17 protein-coding genes, 1 tRNA gene and 1 other RNA gene are annotated in these 17,943 nt (G+C 56.7%); 8 read left to right on the top strand and 11 right to left on the bottom strand.

Annotated features, from left to right (window positions below; translation table 11 throughout):
* The first annotated feature begins 86 nt into the window (after positions 1–86).
* The gene (locus tag AAFM46_RS10075) at positions 87–374 is read left to right on the top strand and encodes a WHG domain-containing protein (protein ID WP_343317607.1); all 288 of its coding nucleotides are present in this window, start codon (positions 87–89) and stop codon (positions 372–374) included.
* Positions 375–379: 5 nt separating this feature from the next.
* Here AAFM46_RS10075 and epsC read toward each other — a convergent pair whose 3' ends face one another.
* From epsC to msrA, 3 genes are all read right to left on the bottom strand, one after another.
* Entirely contained in the window at positions 380–967 is a 588-nt protein-coding gene (epsC, locus tag AAFM46_RS10070; RefSeq protein ID WP_283527714.1) for a serine O-acetyltransferase EpsC, read from the bottom strand.
* A gap of 174 nt (positions 968–1,141) precedes the next feature.
* A complete protein-coding gene (cysK, locus tag AAFM46_RS10065) occupies positions 1,142–2,077 on the bottom strand; it encodes a cysteine synthase A (RefSeq protein ID WP_283527712.1) in 936 nt (311 codons plus the stop codon).
* A gap of 91 nt (positions 2,078–2,168) precedes the next feature.
* Entirely contained in the window at positions 2,169–2,693 is a 525-nt protein-coding gene (gene msrA / locus AAFM46_RS10060; protein WP_283528604.1) for a peptide-methionine (S)-S-oxide reductase MsrA, read from the bottom strand.
* 86 nt (positions 2,694–2,779) lie between these two features.
* Between msrA and AAFM46_RS10055 the strand changes: the two genes are divergently transcribed.
* Complete coding sequence (locus AAFM46_RS10055) at positions 2,780–3,862, top strand: Nif3-like dinuclear metal center hexameric protein (protein ID WP_343317606.1); 1,083 nt, start codon at positions 2,780–2,782, stop codon at positions 3,860–3,862.
* 48 nt (positions 3,863–3,910) lie between these two features.
* Positions 3,911–4,648, top strand: coding sequence for a DNA-binding protein (locus AAFM46_RS10050; RefSeq protein ID WP_343317605.1), 738 nt, complete (start codon positions 3,911–3,913; stop codon positions 4,646–4,648).
* Positions 4,649–4,699: 51 nt separating this feature from the next.
* Here the strand turns inward: AAFM46_RS10050 and AAFM46_RS10045 are convergent, their stop codons facing one another.
* Positions 4,700–5,464 (bottom strand): peroxide stress protein YaaA, encoded by a 765-nt coding sequence (locus AAFM46_RS10045; RefSeq protein WP_343317604.1) that lies wholly within the window; start codon positions 5,462–5,464, stop codon positions 4,700–4,702.
* Between the two features lie 220 nt (positions 5,465–5,684).
* Here AAFM46_RS10045 and AAFM46_RS10040 point away from each other — a divergent pair, with 220 nt between their 5' ends.
* The 4 genes from AAFM46_RS10040 to AAFM46_RS10025 all read left to right on the top strand — a co-directional run bounded on the left by AAFM46_RS10040 (position 5,685) and on the right by AAFM46_RS10025 (position 9,008).
* Positions 5,685–7,172, top strand: a complete 1,488-nt coding sequence (locus tag AAFM46_RS10040) for a glyceraldehyde-3-phosphate dehydrogenase (protein WP_343317603.1) — start codon at positions 5,685–5,687, stop codon at positions 7,170–7,172.
* Positions 7,173–7,338: 166 nt separating this feature from the next.
* Positions 7,339–7,722: RNase P RNA component class A (gene rnpB / locus AAFM46_RS10035), an RNA gene on the top strand.
* Positions 7,723–7,826: 104 nt separating this feature from the next.
* Positions 7,827–7,985: a hypothetical protein gene (locus AAFM46_RS10030; RefSeq protein ID WP_283527703.1), complete on the top strand. Its 159-nt coding sequence runs from the start codon at positions 7,827–7,829 to the stop codon at positions 7,983–7,985.
* Positions 7,986–8,201: 216 nt separating this feature from the next.
* The gene (locus AAFM46_RS10025) at positions 8,202–9,008 is read left to right on the top strand and encodes an HNH endonuclease family protein (RefSeq protein WP_343317602.1); all 807 of its coding nucleotides are present in this window, start codon (positions 8,202–8,204) and stop codon (positions 9,006–9,008) included.
* Between the two features lie 47 nt (positions 9,009–9,055).
* Here the strand turns inward: AAFM46_RS10025 and AAFM46_RS10020 are convergent, their stop codons facing one another.
* The 6 genes from AAFM46_RS10020 to orn form a co-directional block, all read right to left on the bottom strand.
* Positions 9,056–10,666: a peptide chain release factor 3 gene (locus AAFM46_RS10020; protein WP_343317601.1), complete on the bottom strand. Its 1,611-nt coding sequence runs from the start codon at positions 10,664–10,666 to the stop codon at positions 9,056–9,058.
* 91 nt (positions 10,667–10,757) lie between these two features.
* Complete coding sequence (locus AAFM46_RS10015; RefSeq protein ID WP_343317600.1) at positions 10,758–11,612, bottom strand: acyltransferase domain-containing protein; 855 nt, start codon at positions 11,610–11,612, stop codon at positions 10,758–10,760.
* Positions 11,613–11,715: 103 nt separating this feature from the next.
* Positions 11,716–13,161, bottom strand: a complete 1,446-nt coding sequence (locus AAFM46_RS10010) for a sugar porter family MFS transporter (RefSeq protein ID WP_283527694.1) — start codon at positions 13,159–13,161, stop codon at positions 11,716–11,718.
* 228 nt (positions 13,162–13,389) lie between these two features.
* The gene (def, locus tag AAFM46_RS10005; protein WP_283527692.1) at positions 13,390–13,962 is read right to left on the bottom strand and encodes a peptide deformylase; all 573 of its coding nucleotides are present in this window, start codon (positions 13,960–13,962) and stop codon (positions 13,390–13,392) included.
* 154 nt (positions 13,963–14,116) lie between these two features.
* Positions 14,117–14,189: transfer RNA gene (locus tag AAFM46_RS10000), tRNA-His, on the bottom strand.
* Between the two features lie 185 nt (positions 14,190–14,374).
* Complete coding sequence (gene orn / locus AAFM46_RS09995) at positions 14,375–14,971, bottom strand: oligoribonuclease (RefSeq protein ID WP_283527690.1); 597 nt, start codon at positions 14,969–14,971, stop codon at positions 14,375–14,377.
* A 119-nt stretch (positions 14,972–15,090) separates the two neighbouring features.
* Here orn and mptB point away from each other — a divergent pair, with 119 nt between their 5' ends.
* Entirely contained in the window at positions 15,091–16,590 is a 1,500-nt protein-coding gene (gene mptB, locus AAFM46_RS09990; RefSeq protein ID WP_343317599.1) for a polyprenol phosphomannose-dependent alpha 1,6 mannosyltransferase MptB, read from the top strand.
* Positions 16,591–16,654: 64 nt separating this feature from the next.
* Here mptB and AAFM46_RS09985 read toward each other — a convergent pair whose 3' ends face one another.
* Complete coding sequence (locus AAFM46_RS09985) at positions 16,655–17,905, bottom strand: glycosyltransferase 87 family protein (protein ID WP_343320429.1); 1,251 nt, start codon at positions 17,903–17,905, stop codon at positions 16,655–16,657.
* Positions 17,906–17,943 lie beyond the last annotated feature (38 nt).

Here is a 17,943-nt window from a genome sequence, read left to right as displayed (position 1 = left end):
TGCTCGCGGCGTCTGCGTCCGCGGCAGCACCGCGGGGCTTGCTGGCGCTGGGTCGGGCATTTCGGGAATGGGCACTGTGACAACCGGTGCTTCACTTGCTCATGTTTGCCGGCTGGCAAGGATCAGGGGATCGCCGTGAGGGAGCGCTGGACTTTTTCCATGAAGCGCTGGCGCCACTGGTGGCTGCCGTGTCTGCACTGCTTGAGAACGCACCTGCAGCTGGACCTCCGGCCGCAGTCGCCATGGCAGTCTGGGGGCAAGTCCACGGACTCGTCAGTCTGGAGCTCTCGGGGGCGGGGCTGTCCATGGACGCCTGGACGGATGCGAATGAAGCCGCACTTTCCTCCATAGCCCGCGCCTACGTGGGTAGCTGAAAGAACTAAATCCACATGGCCGGGTCGATGTACTCCGCTGGATCGACGGCCGGAGCCATCTCACGCTTAGCGTCTCGATGCCGCCATGTGGCTGGGACGCCCGTGATGATGGAGTTACAAGGTGCCTCTTTGACCACGACGGCGTTGGCGCCAATGGCGGAGTCACTGCCAATGGTGATGGGGCCCAGCACCTTCGCACCGGCACCTATGGTGACACGGTCGCCGATGGTTGGGTGCCTCTTGACCTTGGCCAGAGAACGGCCCCCGAGGGTTACCCCGTGATAGATCATGACGTCATCACCAATGTTGCTTGTCTCGCCAATAACAACGCCCATGCCGTGGTCGATGAAGAAGCGCCTGCCAATGGTGGCACCCGGATGGATCTCGATTCCTGTGACAAAACGCGCCAACTGTGACAATGCCCTTGCAGGAAACCGCAATCCCGGTTTAGCCCACATCTTGTGGGTTAGCCGATGCATCCAGATGGCATGGAGCCCCGAGTATATGAAAAAGTTTTCTGCCGAACTGCGGGCAGCCGGATCATGCGAGCGGGCCGACTCGAGGTCTTCATGTATTCTGCTGAAAAATCCCACAGACTTCCTTCAGTTGAGCGCCACAGATAATTCTTGGCGTGGTTTGCCATGCCTGCGCAAAGGAGCCGTCCCACTACGCAGCGTTCGAACAAACAAAGTCCCCAGACGGCAAGACCCGCATCACTGACACCGACAGCGTCATTGATGCGGGAAATATTCCGCCAAGGATACTTACTAGCCCCGGATGTCGTCGTAAAGCACTGTGGAAATGTAGCGTTCGCCGAAATCGCAGATGATGGCGACTATGAGTTTGCCGGCGTTTTCCGGGCGTTTAGCCAGTTCCAGGGCAGCCCAGACGATCGCTCCGGAGGAAATGCCGCCCAAGATCCCTTCTTTGACACCGAGTTCGCGGGCAACCCGGACGGAGTCCTCTAGCGTGGCGTCGAATACTTCGTCGTAGATGTCTTGATCCAGAATTTCAGGAATAAAGTTGGCGCCCAGACCCTGAATCTTGTGGGGGCCAGGGGCCCCACCGTTGAGGATGGCCGAATCTAGGGGCTCCACGGCAACAATCTGCACGCCGGGCTTGCGTTCCTTGAGGACTTGGCCAACACCTGTGACGGTTCCACCGGTACCAACTCCGGCAACGAAGATATCAACGGCCCCATCGGTGTCGTTCCAGATTTCCTCGGCGGTGGTACGCCGGTGCGCCTCGGGGTTTGCAACATTGGCGAATTGTTGGGCCCAGACAGCATTTTCCGTGTTGGCGACGATTTCCTTCGCTCGGTCTAGGGATCCGCGCATACCCTCGGAACCCGGCGTCAAAACAATCTCAGCACCGTACGCACGGAGCATGACGCGCCGCTCAGTGGACATTGTCTCTGGCATGGTCAGGATAACTTTGTAGCCGCGTGCAGCGCCAACCATGGCCAAGGCGATGCCTGTGTTCCCTGAGGTGCCCTCCACAATAGTGCCACCGGGCTTGAGTTCCCCCGACGCCTCTGCTGCATCAACAATGGCGACACCGATCCTGTCCTTGACGCTGTTGGCAGGGTTGTAGAACTCCAGCTTCACAGCCACCGTGGCATCCAGGCCTTCAGTTAGGCGGTTGAGGCGCACCAAGGGTGTGCCGCCCACCAATTGGGTAACATTGTCATAAATCCGTGCCATGACTTCTCCTTCAATTCTTTCGTGAACCGGTGTGCTGCAGTCTCGGGGTGCTCGGTATGTTCGCCAGCGTAGCGATTCCTGCGGGGTGTTCCTACGCGGAAAGCCACTTCGCGTAATGTTTTCTTACTTTGGCGATTTTTGGGTCGATAATGACCCTGCAGTAGCCGACTTCCGGGCGCTGGGCATAGAAATCCTGGTGATCTGCGGTGGCAGGATAGATGACCCCCAGTGGTGAGACTTCCGTAACTATTGGGTCATCCCACAACGGCTGGTTGCGCTCAATAGCAGCATGGAAAGCTGCTTCTTCCTCAGCATCGCGGTAGTACATGGCTGAGCGGTACTGGGTTCCGGCGTCGTACCCCTGCCGATTGAGCGTGGTGGGATCGTGCTGCACAAAGAACATGTCCAAGATGACGTCCGGGGGAATGATACTTTCATCAAAAGTCACCGATACCACCTCCGCATGTCCTGTCATGCCAGTACAGATTTGTTCATACGTGGGATTTGGCAGGGCCCCGGCAGTGTAACCGGACACTACGGATTCCACGCCTTTGGTCATTTGGTAGACGGCATCGAGGCACCAAAAGCACCCACCGCCCAATACAAAAGTCTTCATGTTCATTTATAAGTCATTTGGTGGCCACAAGATTCCCCAACGGCTTTGAAGTCTCCACTGGGCGCTCTCGCCAGTAAGGTAGGACTATGAGTAAGGAATCATTTCTTCCCACGCACGACGACGGAACTGGCGCAGGTGCCCACGGCGCCGAGGCAGTCACCGGCACAGATCAGGAACAAGATCCAGATCAGGAAAAAGATCCAGTCCAGGAACAAAATCCAGACCAGGAACAAGATTCGTTTCAGGAACAAGATTCGCTCCAGGCTCCGGATCAGGACTCAGGGCCGGATCAAGTCTCAGGGCCGGGCGAGGATGCATTGTTTGCCTTGGAGACTCCGGTACTCTCAGACATTCTCGTCGCTGTTGAGGAGCTGTGGCCGGAATCCTTGGCTGAAGAATGGGACCGTGTGGGTCTGGTAGTTGGCCGCCCTGAGGCGGAAGTAGACAGAATCATGTTCGCTGTTGACCCCACACTTGAGGTCATTGATGAGGCGTTGGAATGGGGTGCGCAACTGTTGATCACCCACCACCCCTTGTTGCTTAAGGGCGTGAACTCGGTGGCCGCCACCTCGGGGAAAGGCAGGGCAATCCATAGGCTGATCGAAGGTGGTTGTGCCCTGCTGACTGTCCATACCAATGGCGATAGCGCTGTAGGTGGCGTCTCCGATGTACTTGCCGACGTTCTTGGCCTGAGCGATGCGCAGCCGCTTATGGCAGCCAAACACGGTTTAGTCGAAGAAGGAATTGGCCGTGTTGGCATGCTGCCGGGAGCCGAAAAGTTGGGTGACTTGGCCGCGCGGATCTTCTTAACGCTGCCAGCCGTTGCCGGAGGTGTGCGGGTGGCGGGGGATAAAAACGCGCTTGTCCATAAGGTGGCGGTGTGCGGAGGGGCCGGAGATAGCTTGTTTGACGCTGTTCGTGCCAGTGATGCCGATGTATATGTCACTGCGGACCTGCGTCATCACCCGGCCTCGGAAGCCCGTGAGGCACGCGCGGACGGAAAGCCGTTCCTTATCGACCTCTCGCACTTTGCCAGCGAATGGCTATGGCTTCCTGCCGCGGCCCAAGCCCTGGGTAATGTTCTGAGCGACCAGGGCTTTGAGGCTGAATTGGCAGTGAGTCAGACAAACACGGACCCGTGGGACTTTATTCTCACCCCCGGGAACTAGGCTTGCCCATGAGAATAACCACGCACGTGATGTAGCAGGAGGACTTACATGGCTAAGGCAGCACCGGGCGAGCAAATGCGCTTGCTGGAGATTCAGGGCCTTGACGGCAAACTACGCGGGCTTGATGTTCAGGCGAAGGCGTTGAAAGAAGATCCTCGCCTTCCAGATTTACACGCTGGGGTAACAGTGGCTAAAAGTGATCTTGTAGTCCTTGATACGGCCGTGAGTGATGCTCACAGGACACTAACGAAGGCTGAAGATGATGTGGCGGCTGTAGTTGCCCGGATTGAACGCGACGAGACGAAATTGAACAGTGGCAGTGGATTGTCAAAAGATCTCATGGCGCTGCAAAGTGAGATTGAATCCTTGAATCATCGCCGGGGCGATCTTGAGGACACCCAGCTGGAGGCTATGGAGGCCTTCGAGGAGGCAACGTCGAAGCAAGAGGCTCAGCACGGCCTCGTGGCACAGATGCAATCCGTCCTTGACGAGGTTTTGGATGAGCTGCGCAGCAAATTGGGTGCACTGAAAATGGAGCGCGACGCCACTTTGGCCGAACGGGCGGAGCTGGCCGCCACCTTTGCCCCGGAACTGCTGGCCATTTACGACAGGGCCCTAGGCAAATACGGTGTTGGCGCTGCCCGCTTGTTCCACGGAAAGTCAGAAGGTTCAGGCATGCAGCTCAGCGCTGGCGACCTGGTTGAGATCAAAAAGTCAACGCCTGAGACCCTTGTCTTTTGCCCGGATTCAGGTGCCATTCTGGTCCGTTCCGAGGACTGGGGCTAGACCGCATTCCCACTGGTGTTTGGCTATTTGGAGCTTCGGTGGTCGGAAAGCTCAGTCACTGAGGATGATGTTCAGGGCGTGCGCTTTGCGCGAAGTTCCTGCCACGAGTTCAACCGTCCATCGTTCTCCGGCGGCACGGGTCAGCTGCTCCGGGTTTTGTGGTGCCGCACCACGGCGAGTCAGCAAGTGTCTGGCCAGTTCCCCGCGGGTGTGTTTGGCGAAGTGTGAGACCACTTTGCGTGTGCCGTCACGTTCTGTGAAAACGTTGATGGCCACAGTGCGCACGGGGTCAGGGACCCACGCGGCGGCGTAACTGCTGGAGCGGCAATCGACCATGAGATGATCTTGGGCGTGCTCCGCCAACGCCGCGGCTAGCCGCGGTTTCCAGTAGCTGGCTAGTTTCCCCAGACCTGGCAGGCCTACGGACATGGAGAGACGATAGGCGGGGATGCTATCAGCGAATCCCACGGCTCCCCAGAGACCGGAGATCACAAGGATTGTGGCATCCGCTTTGCGTTTTTGGGTTGTTGTGAGGTTTGAATACCCCAGGGCGTCAAAAAGCACACCCGTGTAGATGCTGTGGGCCGGTGCGGCTGGCTCTTTCATCAGGCGCATGTTCCGGGAGACCTCATGCCCCAAGGTTGCTCCTACGCCCAGTTGACGGAGAGCATCATCTTGTCCTGACACGGAGGCCAACGCAAATGCCACCTCCTGCCGGGCGGCGGTGAGCGAGGGAAAGCTCAAATCAGCCAAGTCAGCGGGGGAACCGGTCTGGGCCGGGGTCTTACCTTCAGAAGGGGGAAGCAAAATTAGCACTGTTCGAGCTTATCTGTTGGTGAGTGGGTCAATCTCCACTAAGACTCCAGGTCATCAGGGGATACTCCGGCGTAGAGACGTCACGGCAATCCCGTATAGTTCATTTCTAGATAGACCGGTCTAGTGAACCGTCTCACTGAACTCGCCAGTAACATCTGTGCGCTGGCACACTAGAGGTGGCTTGAACCAAGGGTGTTTTGAGCTGGAAGAGGATGATTACGTGGTGCAAGAACTCGCGGCAAACAATAGTGAAGCCGTCCTAGAGTCATGGATCGAACGCGAAACCATGGCGGAAGCTATGATTCCGCTTATTGGCCGCCTGTATCGTGAGAATAACGTGATTCTCTCAGTACATGGACGCAGCCTGATCAACCAGTCCGCCGTCAGCTTGCTGAAGGCGCACCGTTTTGCCCGCCATGTTGACGGAGTTCTACTCCGTCCAGAAGAAACACTGCCCATGCTCCTTGCATTGACAGCCCTTCGTCTGGGCCCGGCGTCGATTAACCTGGCCACGTTGAATCTCAAATACGCCCAAGAGGGTGTAGGTCAGAGCCGCGAAGAATTCCTGCGCGTTGAGCTAGCTGAGATCGTGGACCGCCAGGGACAGGATCTGCGGCGAGGCAAGGATGTAGTCCTCTACGGTTTCGGGCGGATCGGCCGGCTGCTGGCCAGGATCCTCATTGAACACGCAGGGGGCGGTCAGGGCTTGCGGCTCCGGGCGATTGTTGTGCGCAATGGTGGCGAATCTGACCTGACCAAACGTGCCAGCTTGTTGCGCCGTGACTCCGTCCACGGGCCTTTCAACGGCACTATCACCGTTGATGAAGAGCGCAACATCATCCAGGCCAATGGCACAGCCATTCAGGTTATCTACTCGGATGATCCTTCCGCCATCGACTACACCGCTTTCAATATTCACGACGCCCTGATTGTGGATAACACCGGCCGGTGGCGCGATGAGGAAGGCCTCTCGCAGCACCTGCAGAGCAAGGGTGCCTCCCGGGTGTTGCTCACCGCACCAGGCAAAGGGGCGCTAAAGAACGTGGTGCATGGAATCAACCATGACACCATCAAGGATGAAGATAAGATCATCACCGCCGCCTCCTGTACCACCAACGCCATCACACCGGTGCTCAAGGCGCTCAACGACAAGTACGGTATTGTCCATGGGCATGTTGAAACTGTGCACTCCTTCACGAATGATCAAAACCTGACGGATAACTTCCATAAGGGAGACCGCCGGGGGCGATCTGCAGCGCTGAACATGGTTTTGACCGAAACCGGAGCTGCAAAGGCCGTAGCCAAGGCACTGCCCGAGCTCGCCGGTAAACTCTCTGGTAACTCCATCCGTGTCCCCACCCCGAATGTGTCGATGGCGATCTTGAATTTGACACTTGAAAACGGCACTACCAAAGAAGAAATCAACACATATTTGCGGGATATGTCCTTGAATTCCGGGCTGCGCAAGCAGATCGATTTCATTGACTCTCCGGAAGTGGTTTCCAGCGATTTTATTGGTTCACGCAGGGCCGGAATTGTGGATGGTCTAGCAACGATCAGCAATGACAAGCATTTGGTTCTCTACGTCTGGTATGACAACGAATTCGGCTACAGCTGCCAAGTGGTCCGCGTGATGGAAGAGATGGCAGGGGTCCACCCGCGTCAATTCCCCGCAGTGGAAGAATCACCGGTACTGTTGCCGGCGTAACGTAACGGCGTGTCAAAGGTGCTGGTCGGCGTCGTACTTTAAAGTACGACGCCGACCGGCACCTTTAGCTTTAACCTCACCCCGGTAGAATTCTGGACCAGACCCAGCTGCCCAGTCTTGCTCCGCTCGATCGGTGTCCCTGCGACCTGTACACTTAGTTGCTGGATAGGGCAGCTAGGCAACCGCGAGCCACGCAAGTGACTCGAGGAACGTCCGGGCTCCACAGAACAGGGTGGTGGGTAACGCCCACTCGGGGTAACTCGCAGGAAAGTGCCACAGAAAGTAAACCGCCCGCCTGGTTCGCAAGAGCCGGCGCAGGTAAGGGTGAAACGGTGGTGTAAGAGACCACCAGTTCCCCAGGTGACTGGGGAAGCTCGGTAAACCCCGCCCGGAGCAAGGCCAGACAGGGCATGACTGAGGGCTGTTCGCCCGAGTGTCTGGGTAGGCCGCTAGAGGGCGTCGGCAACGGCGTTCGTAGATGGATGGTTGCCTCTCCGCAGCGGGTAACTGTTGCGGATGACAAAACCCGGCGTATCGGCTGCCCTATCCACTTAAACTTTCCCAATCTGTGAATCTACCGCGAGGTGTGCCACTACTTCCTACCCGGCTGTAGGTAACTTTTCAATAGCGGCGATGGTGCGGTAAGTTTATGCGATGGTTGGAATAATAATTGCACTTCTTGTCATTTGGCTTGTCCTTTCGATCCTTGGTTTTGTGGTCAAGGGCCTGTTCTGGCTGGCGGTCGTTGGAATCGTCCTGTTCGTGGCTACGGCCGCTATCGGCTGGGTCCGGCGAAACGCCCTGAATAAATAGCACCACTGAATGAGTAGTTGTAAATGGGTCGGTCACTTTAGGTGGCCGGCCTTTTTGCTGCCTGAGGGTTACAACGGCTGCCAGATTCTCGATACACACGCCACATCGGCCTGTGGATAACTCAGAACGCGCCAACGGCTATGTCTCTAGACTTGTTCCAGCACGACTTATTCAACGACGCAGCCGCTGGTGAGGGAATCAAGGTGGGCAGAGGCCATGGCACGCCACACACAACTCCAACTCCAACGGCACCGACCGCAGGCGCAGTGCCGGGCCCCCGTGCACGCCGCAATTGCTCTAGCCTTGCTGGTTCTAGTGCTCTTGAGCGGCTGGCTGCACAGTTCGGGGCGGTGGCCTTTCGTACCAGAGGCCGGCCCGGCTCCATCGTTCAGCACACCGACGCCAGTTCTGGGCGGGCCAGTCATTGCAGTATCGACAGGAAGCGCACTGATGCTGCTGGACACTCTGGAGGTTAAGGGGAAAGCTCCGGGCAAGGACTACCAACGCAGCGCCTTCGGTGAAGCCTGGATGGACGCCGACGCCAACGGCTGCGACACTCGCAACGATGTCTTGCGAAGAGATCTTCAAGGGGTTGCGTTCAGTGCCGGTTCCCATTGCGTAGTGGCCTCCGGTGTTCTCGCTGAGCCATATACAGGAGCGGAAGTTCACTTCCAACGAGGCAAAGACAGCAGCGGGGCAGTACAAATCGACCATGTGGTGGCTCTTGGCAATGCATGGCAGACCGGCGCATCAGCGCTGTCGGGGTTGCAACGCCAAAGTTTAGCCAACGATCCCTTGAACCTTCTGGCGGCAGATGGGCCGGCGAATCAAGAAAAATCTGACGGCGACGCAGCCACGTGGCTGCCAGCGTCCAAAAAATTTCGCTGCCACTATGTTGCCCGCCAAATTTCCGTCAAAGCCGCCTACAACCTCTGGGTAACGGCAGCAGAAAAAGCGGCCATGAAACGTGTCCTTGGCCCGTGTCCGCAGCAGCAAAGCTTGCCATCTGGATACCTGCATTGAAGAGAAACTCGTTGTCAACGCCAGCTGCAGATAAAGCAGACCAAGGGCTACTTCTGCATGGAAGTACCAATTTCTGCCAGTGAGAGGCCAGGGTGGTTCTTTTCCACCCTACGCATAGCCCAAATATCGTTGAATAGGGCCAAGAACTCCCCGTCGCTTCGCTCAAGTACCTCAGCTCCATGAATCGCGCTCAGCGTGGCTGTGGCCTCCTGCGTGGTCAATCTGGCGAGAGAATACGGCAAACGCTCCAAACGCATAGGAGCGTTGAAATCATGATGCATGCGGTCCTCGACAACTTCAAACTGCATGGGGCCCACAGCAGCGAGCACAGGTGCCTGATCGCCGCGTAAATCCGAGCGCAGCACCTGAATAACACCTTCGTGCTCCAGTTGTTCAATTCCCCGGCGGAACTGCTTGTACTTGCTGGGATCTTTGGATCGGGCCACCTGGAAGTGCTCCGGCGCGAACAGCGGAATGGCAGGGTATTCCACGCCTTCCTCAACGTAAAGGCTGTCGCCCACTCGCAAAGCTGAAGCATTTACCAGCCCCACTACATCACCAGGAAACGCGGTATCGATGACCTCTCGTTCGCGGCCAAACACTTGCTGTGCATACTTGGTGGCGAAGGACTTGCCTGTGCGTGACTGGGTAACAACCATGCCTCGTTCAAACATGCCAGAGCAGACGCGGACAAAAGCCACGTGGTCGCGGTGTGCCTGGTTCATGCCTGCCTGGACCTTGAACACAAAGCCTGAGAAAGGGGCTTCTACCGGACGGGTGGTGCCGGAAATGTCGGCGCGCGGGGAAGCCGGAGGGGCAAAGTCCACCAGCGTGTCCAGTATTTGCTTGACCCCAAAGTTCAGGGCTGCTGAGGAGAACAGCAGGGGAGTGGCTTTGCCAGCGTAGAACGCATCAAGGTCCAAAGGTGAATCGACATCAACAACCAGACTGGCTTCATCGGTGGACTCAACCCATGCTTCACCTTCGGATTCGGCTGCCTGCTCGGGCGTGAGGTACTGGGTCAAGGCGATGTGGGCGCCGGAGCTGTTGCGGGCAAACTTGGCAAACTCGTTGCGTCGGATATCCCACACGCCACGGAAGTCACCGGCAATGCCGATGGCCCACGTCAGTGGCATGGGGGTCAGCCCGGTGCGCTCGGTGATCTCATCCATCAATTCAAGGGGGTCAAGTCCTGGCCGGTCCCACTTGTTGATTACGGTGATGATGGGTAGATTGCGCTGACGGCACACCTCAAAGAGCTTCATGGTCTGAGTTTCCAAGCCCTTGCCAGCGTCAATGAGCATAACGGCGCAATCGACAGCAGCCAATACGCGGTAGGTGTCTTCTGAGAAGTCAGCGTGCCCGGGGGTGTCTAGCAAGTTAATGACAGTGTCGCGGTAGGAGAACTGAAGCGCCGCGGAGCTAATTGAAATCCCGCGGTCCTTCTCCATCTGTTGCCAGTCAGAGACTGTGTCCCGGCGGTTGGACTTGCCATTAGTTGCCCCGGCGGTACCAATCACTTTGGCATGCAGCGCCAACGCTTCTGTCAGCGTTGACTTACCGGCATCCGGGTGGGAGATGACGGCAAAAGTTCTGCGACGCTGCGCCTGACCGGTAATTTCGGTGGCGCGGACGGGGGACTGGGCCGGAGAGGACACAAGACTACTTTCTAGCGGTGAAGAATTTTGTCAGGCAAAGACAGGACAGCAAATAATAAGTTTACCGCAGCATGGCGGCGTGTTGTTGGCATCATAACTCCAAAGTACCGAAGCCCAACTGCCAGGTGCCTCCGGCATCGATGCGCTCAAGAACAACCTTTTCTAACGTCGTGGTCCGTGGCAACGTGTGCAACTCTTCTAGAGTGCGGGTGCGGAAAGTGAAGTACACGGCATCCGTTGGTTCATCGCGAGGCTGCCCGTAGGGAGTGAAACGGGCGGCGAATCTGGCAATATTGGAGCTTGGGTCAAGATGATCCCGCAGATAAGGATCCAGTAGCCAGGACTCACAGTTGGCTATTTTTACCGGCTGTGCGGGGAAGTGTTTGGCAAAGAAGCTGCCAGCCCATGCCAAACTTTCACGCACGTTCTCGGCAGCTAAGCCACCACCTTCTGGGATATGGATCCCCAGTATCCATTCTCCGCTGGAAACACCGGGGATGGGATTTGCTGGTTGGTGGATCAGATATTGGAGCCGACCAAGCTGATATATACGGCCCGAGAACACGTGGTTGAGCCATTTCCAGGTGTCCATGCCGAACCGGTTGTGGACTCTGCGATTAATGACCAAATTGCGACCAAAATCAGCCAAGGTGGCACGCGAAATTGCGTCAGAGATGGCCCGCCCCTGATGCCAAGCCAAAAGGTCAGGCACAAAACGCATCATGGCACTGAGCCAATCCAGCTCAGTAACGGCCAGTTCTGCAGTACCAAGTTCAGGGACAGGCTCGTCGGCGCTGCCCAAACTGGCGGATAAATATGTCAAAACCCTGGATACTGGCGGGGTGGGGGGTCCCTCAATCAAAATTAAACAGTCACTGCGATCTTCTTCGGCGATGTCAAGGTAGGCAAGGACCAAGTTTGGGCTGAGGGTGGTTCGGGAAGTCATTTTCCCAGCCTACCGAACACCACCGCAGTTGAGGTTGGAGGTGATGACATCCCGTTCATTCCTCCGGGGTGTCATCACCTCCAACCTCAACCAAAAGAGGTGGTTATTTGGCGGCCTTGGGCTTCTTTACGAACAGGGTGTCCGCCTGCTCCAAGGACATGCCGTTGGTTTCCGGGATCTTGAACATCACAAAGAAGAACGATCCCACCGCGAACAATGCGTAGATTCCGTAGGTCAGCGGCAGTGAAGCCGAAGCCATGGAGGGGAATGTCAAGGTGATGATGAAGTTGGCAATCCACTGAGCTGCGGCTGCCAGCCCGAGCGCGCGGGCCCGGATGCGAGAAGGGAAGATCTCGCCCAAAAGGACCCAGACAAGCGGTCCCCACGAGGCGCCGAAACTAACCACAAAGATGTTGGCTGCAACCAGCGCTACAGGTCCCCAGGAGCCGGGCAAACTGATGTCGGAACCTGAGCCAGTGGCATTGGCAAAAGCCAGTGCCATGGTGCCCAAGGACAGTGCCATACCAATGGACCCTGTCAGCAGGATGGGACGCCTACCGATTCTGTCCACGAGTGCAATGGCGACGAGTGTCACAAGGATATTCACGATTGCCGTTACCACTGAGATGGTCAGTGAATCCTTCTCCTGGAAGCCCACCGCCTGCCACAGAGTTGTGGAGTAGTAGAAGATGACGTTGATGCCCACAAATTGTTGGAGCATGGAGAGGATGATGCCAATCCACACCACTGGCATCAAACCAAAGCGTTTCCCACGCAGGGAACCTTTCTTAGCGGAAAGCGAATCTTCCTTAACAGCTTCTTTAATTTCGCGGATGCTGCGTTCGGTGTCCTCATGCGGGGCAATGGTTTTGAAAACCTTTGCGGCTTCCTCTTCTTTTCCTTGGAGCACAAGGAAGCGAGGGGATTCAGGGAGTACCAAAGCGATTAGGAAGTACGCCACGGCCGGAACTGCTGCGGCCAGGAACATCCAACGCCAAGCAGGCAAACCAAACCACAGCGTCTGGGCGGCGCCTCCGGCGGCATTTGCAAACAAAGCATCGGAAAGCAGTGCCGCAAAAATACCTGTCGTGATGGCCAGCTGCTGCAACGAAGCCAAACGTCCGCGGTGTTTGCGTGGTGAAATTTCGGAAATGTAGGCAGGAGCAATAACGGAGGCCAGCCCAATACCGAGACCACCCACGAGCCGCCAGAAAATCAAGTCGTAGACGCTGAACGCGAAACCGGTACCCAAAGCACTGACGAAGAAGAGGAGGCCACCGAGCTTCATGGCCGGGATGCGCCCCTTGGCGTCCGCAATTTTTCCGGCCATGTAGGCGCCAACCGCGCAGCCCAAAAGAGCAACAGCTACGGCGAAGCCGGTCAGGGCGTCCCCTAGAACAAACTGGCCCTGGATGGCGTCTACCGCGCCGTTGACTACTGAGGAATCAAAGCCAAACAGGAATCCGCCTACGGCACCGGCCACTGCAAGGCCTATGACTTTGCGGGGAATCCCTGTCGGGGCTGGGTTGGTCGTGCTTGAGTCGGACATTGTTCCCCTTTGCGGCCACGTCGTAAAGAAAGAAGCGGCCGGAGTAAAAATTTACATACTTTCTGTATGCCCAAGCTACTCCATGCAGGCTGGCTCCGCAGTAATATTGCGCAGAAAACTCCACGTGAGAAACCACTCACAACATCGCACCGCCAGCATCATCGGAGCCGGAGCCGGAGTGGATTGGTGCTGGCGCGGAGTAGTGCCCGGAGCGGAGCCCGGAATGGATTAGTGCCCGAAAGGGTCCGGGTCAACCCCTGGCATCCAGGTCAGATGAGGCACGCCCCAACCGTTGCTCTTTGCGGAGCGCCTGGCTTTCTTGGAAAAACGTGCATTGAGCCTGTCAACGTAGAGCTTGCCGTCAAGGTGGTCATATTCGTGCTGCATGCAACGGGCAAACCAACCCGTGGCTTCAAAATCCAAGGGGTTGCCATCTACATCGAATCCGCGCACACGCACCCACTCGGCTCGTTTGAGTGGAAAGTCAATGCCGGGTACTGACAGGCAGCCTTCAACTTCTTCTTCAGGATCCGGAGCGTTCCCAGAGATCTTACCCACTGTCAGCGTTGGATTCACCACAACCCCAAGGGAGGGGACGTCGTCGTCGTTCTCCATCTTGTAGGTGAAGATCCGCAGACCGACTCCTATTTGCGGTGCTGCCAGACCAACACCGTTGGCCGCCGCCATGGTTTCATACATATCTGCGACAAGGGATTTGAGGTCTTCGTCAAAGGTCTTAACCTCATCAGCGCGGCGGTGGAGAACGGGTTCACCCAAGATGGTCACGGGCAGGATGGTCATGACAGCTTCCTTTTCAGGCTGGGAATCAGGTCAGATTTTACTATGTGGTTCAAAATTCGGGAGGTGCGGACACCGGGACAACACAAGGGAGAGAATGAAAAACACCCCGATCAATTGACCGGGGTGTTTCGTGATTCCTGTGAATCACACTCGGGGTGAGATACGGGGGTTGAACCCGCGACCTCCTGGACCACAACCAGGCGCTCTGCCAACTGAGCTAATCCCACCATGTCCGCCGAAGTGCAGAAATACATCTATTCGATGTCTTCCGCGCTTATGGCAACGACGACTAGTCTACCCGATCAAAAAGGTTGCCAAGACCAAAGCGGCTCTTTTTGACTTTTCTGTGAGTTAAATCGCATTTTGGCGGCGGAAATTGTGTTGTGAGAATTTTACAAGTTCACAAGGAGGGTTAGAGAGCCGCTGAAATGTTCTTGGCTGTGGCGGAATCCGGACCTGGAGCAGGGACAAATACGGCTTCCCTGTAGTACTTGAGTTCCTTGATACTGTCCATGATGTCGCCCAGCGCGCGGTGCCCACCAGTTTTTGCCGGTGATTGGAAGTAGGCGCGAGGGTACCAACGGCGGGAGAGCTCTTTAATGGTGGAGACGTCAATGACGCGGTAGTGCAGATGCTCCACGAGTTCGGGCATGTCACGGGCAAGGAACACTTTGTCAGTGCCAATGGAATTTCCGGCGAGGGGAGCCTTGTTGGCCACGGGGACGTGCTTGCGAATGTATGCGAGCACCTGTGCTTGGGCGTCCTCCATAGTGGTGCCGCCGGCCAGTTCCTCCAGCAGCTTCGAGGTGGTGTGCATGTTGCGGACAAAGTCACCCATCTGCGCCAAAGCCTCCTCGCTGGGCTTGATGACGACGTCAACACCCTCGCCCAAAATATTCAGTTCGGAGTCCGTCACGAGCGCTGCCACCTCAATCAAGGCGTCATTGACGGCATCCAAACCCGTCATCTCACAGTCAATCCACACAATGCGTTCATTAGTAATAGCCACCTCCCCAATGTACCGGAACTGCGCTGCCGTGGCCGCGTGCGGTAAAATCGACTCCAGCGGTTCCGATACCGCCCAATATTTTGTTGCAGAAAACTTACGACGACGGCTGGAGACTTGAGATGACAGCCTCGCCTGCCGTGGAGAACGATGTTGCCTTGCATCGATCGTGGATTGCCGTAGTGCAAGGATTCATTGGTTCTCTCATGATCACGGTCGGCTCTGTAGGGGTGGGCTGGATCGCAAACGGCTCCCCAATGATTCGTAATCCACTGGTGATAGCAATGCGTACCGAGGGTGCCGGGGTCATTACCTCAACAATTTTACTGACTCTTGGCGCCATGGTCCTGCTGCGGTCTTGGCTGCGGCTCGGGCAGCGACTTTGCAAGTGGGGGCCGGGTTCGCTGCGTACCGTGGTGATTGCCATCATCGCTTGGGGAGCGCCACTTGTTCTAGCCGTCCCTATCTTCTCCCGCGACGTCTACGCCTATACAGGCCAAGGCCGGCTCATGGCAGAGGGACTGGACCCCTATACTTCCGGGATTTCATCCTTGAGTAACTGGTTCATGCTTGGCACGGATCCCTCATGGGCTGAGAACCGGACACCATACGGACCAGTTATCCTGTGGCTGAGCCGAGGCGTTGTTGCCCTGACCGGGGGGCAACCTGACTTTTCCGTCCTGCTCTTCCGCGTGATCGCCTGCGTGGGGGTGGCATTGTGTGTTCTCTATGTGCCTAAACTTGCACGCCTTCATGGCATCGACGGTGCCAGGGCACTGTGGATTTCTGTGGCGAATCCGTTATTTCTGCTCTCGTTTATCGCCAGTGCACACAACGATTCCCTGATGCTTGGCCTGGCCGTGGCAGGGACCTACTTCGCCGCTACCAAGCGGGGACTGCTGGGAGTTGTGCTTGTGACGGCTTCCATAGCCGTAAAACCAATCACGATTGTTCTGTTGCCATTCATTGGTTTGTTGTGGGCGGGGCAGGCTGCCGGTTGGGGAAGGCGCTTCCTCTACTGGGCCGGGACTGCCTCGTTGAGTCTGCTTCTCTTGTGGCTCATGGGTATTCCACAGAATTTGGGGTTGGGTTGGACCTGGGCACTCACTGATACCGTGCCCGGTTACACGGGTTATTCGCCCTCGGGCTTCGGTGGGCAGGTGGTAGAACTGGCCGCCAATACGGTGGGTCTTAACGGAGCGGTCATAGGAGATGGCTTCCGAACCGTGTTGAAAATTGCCAGCATTGGGATCGCGGCTTGGTTAGTGCTCTTTGGAGACCCGCGAAAGGCTGTACGCCGGATGGGGCTGGCGTTTGCCGCCGTGGTACTTTTGGCCCCGATCATCCAACCTTGGTACATTTTGTGGTTCCTGCCGTTTCTAGCCGTGACAGGGATCCGTAATAACTGGCAAACGAAGGTTTGTTATGTGGTGATTGCGTTCTTCGTGGTGTTTGGTGCCCAAGACCAGCTTTTTGTATGGAATTTTGTGCAACTTCCGATCGATTCAGAGGTGCTTTCCATCACCGTTGCGTGGGTGGTGGTCATTTACCTACTGGTTGTGGATGTCCACACTCGTAGGCTGCTGTTCGCACGCGAGGCTGACTCGAAGCCGCTGGTGTGATGGTGAATCAGCCGGTCAAACTCGGTCCGTGCCTAGCATCAGGGCAGGACCCGCTCCGGATTTGTTAGCTCGGTGGGTGGGGGATCGCGTTGCGGCCCAGCTCAACCGTGCGTTTGGCAGCCCAGAGTAAAAGTGTCACAAGCAGTACGTTCCGGCTTGTTAGCACCGCAGCCATGATGGGGTTTGCATGGATCAAGGGTGTGTAGAACAACGGATAAATAATGAATGTGGTGAACGCTATACCCATCAAAAGAGTGGCAGGAACCTTCCACCTGTCCCAATCGTGAACTAGTCCGGCTACCACAACAGGCAGCAGCCAGATGATGAACTGCGGTGAACCAACTTTGTTGAACACTATGAATGCCGTGACCATCAACAGTGATCCTTCAAGAAGTAGTTCCTGGCGCTGGGCACCTCGCCGTAGAGCCCAGATCATCAACACCGCACCGGTTAGGGCGGCCATGATCAACAGCGGCTGCATCAACCAGGCTGCAACTTCCGCTCCCGGGCCGTAAACCTCGGTGGAGTTAATGGCCAAATTGTCCGCGATTTTGGATCCGCCCACATTAAACACACTCATCCACACCCATGGGGTGGAGAAAGTGGCTTCCAACTGCATGCCTCTATCGCCCTGATTGATGGCAAAATCCAACAGGTGAGAACCAGCCCCGGTCAGTACGGCAAAGGCCGCCACCGCCACACTGACAAAAATGCCTGTCACCAACACCTGAACCCGTTTGGTGCTGGCAATGAGCAAGGGAGCAATAACGGCAGCCGGCCACACCTTGATCCACGTGGCTACGGAGAGGAGCAGTCCTGCGATAACAGGGCGCTGAACTGCGTACAGGAGGGCAACCAGAACAAATGAGGTGGTGATGCCTTCTACACGGGCAAAGCTGAGAAAGCCCATGAACATGGTGAAGAACAGCCAAAACCAGGCCGGTGCTATCCCGCTCCGGGACCGCGAGCCACGGGTCAAGAAATACAGGCCCACGGCGTTGAGAAATGTGATGATCAGCGTCCAGCCAAGGAGGTACAGCGAGGGGCCAAACACGTTGGCGGCAAAGATCGGCAGCTGTGCCAGTAGCGGGTACACCCACGGACTGATCACATCACCTAAAACCTCTGGGTTATAGCCAAGAAGCGCCCACTGGCGGTACTGCTGGGTGTCACTGAAAGTATCGCCGTGGACAATGAAGCTCATCATCCAGAGCAGGAAGAAAAGATGAACGGCGGCGAATCCCCACCACACGCTAGCGAGTGTGCGGAACCATGCCAGTACCTGCGGGGAGATGAATCTTGTGCGGATAGTGATGGCCCGTTCCAAGACCCGGTCGGAGAAAGGAGCTGAAA

The organism is Arthrobacter sp. TMP15 (genome assembly GCF_039529835.1).
Lineage (GTDB): Bacteria > Actinomycetota > Actinomycetes > Actinomycetales > Micrococcaceae > Specibacter.
Note: the sequence above shows the minus strand (reverse complement) of the source record. Positions and strands in the feature narration are given on the sequence as shown.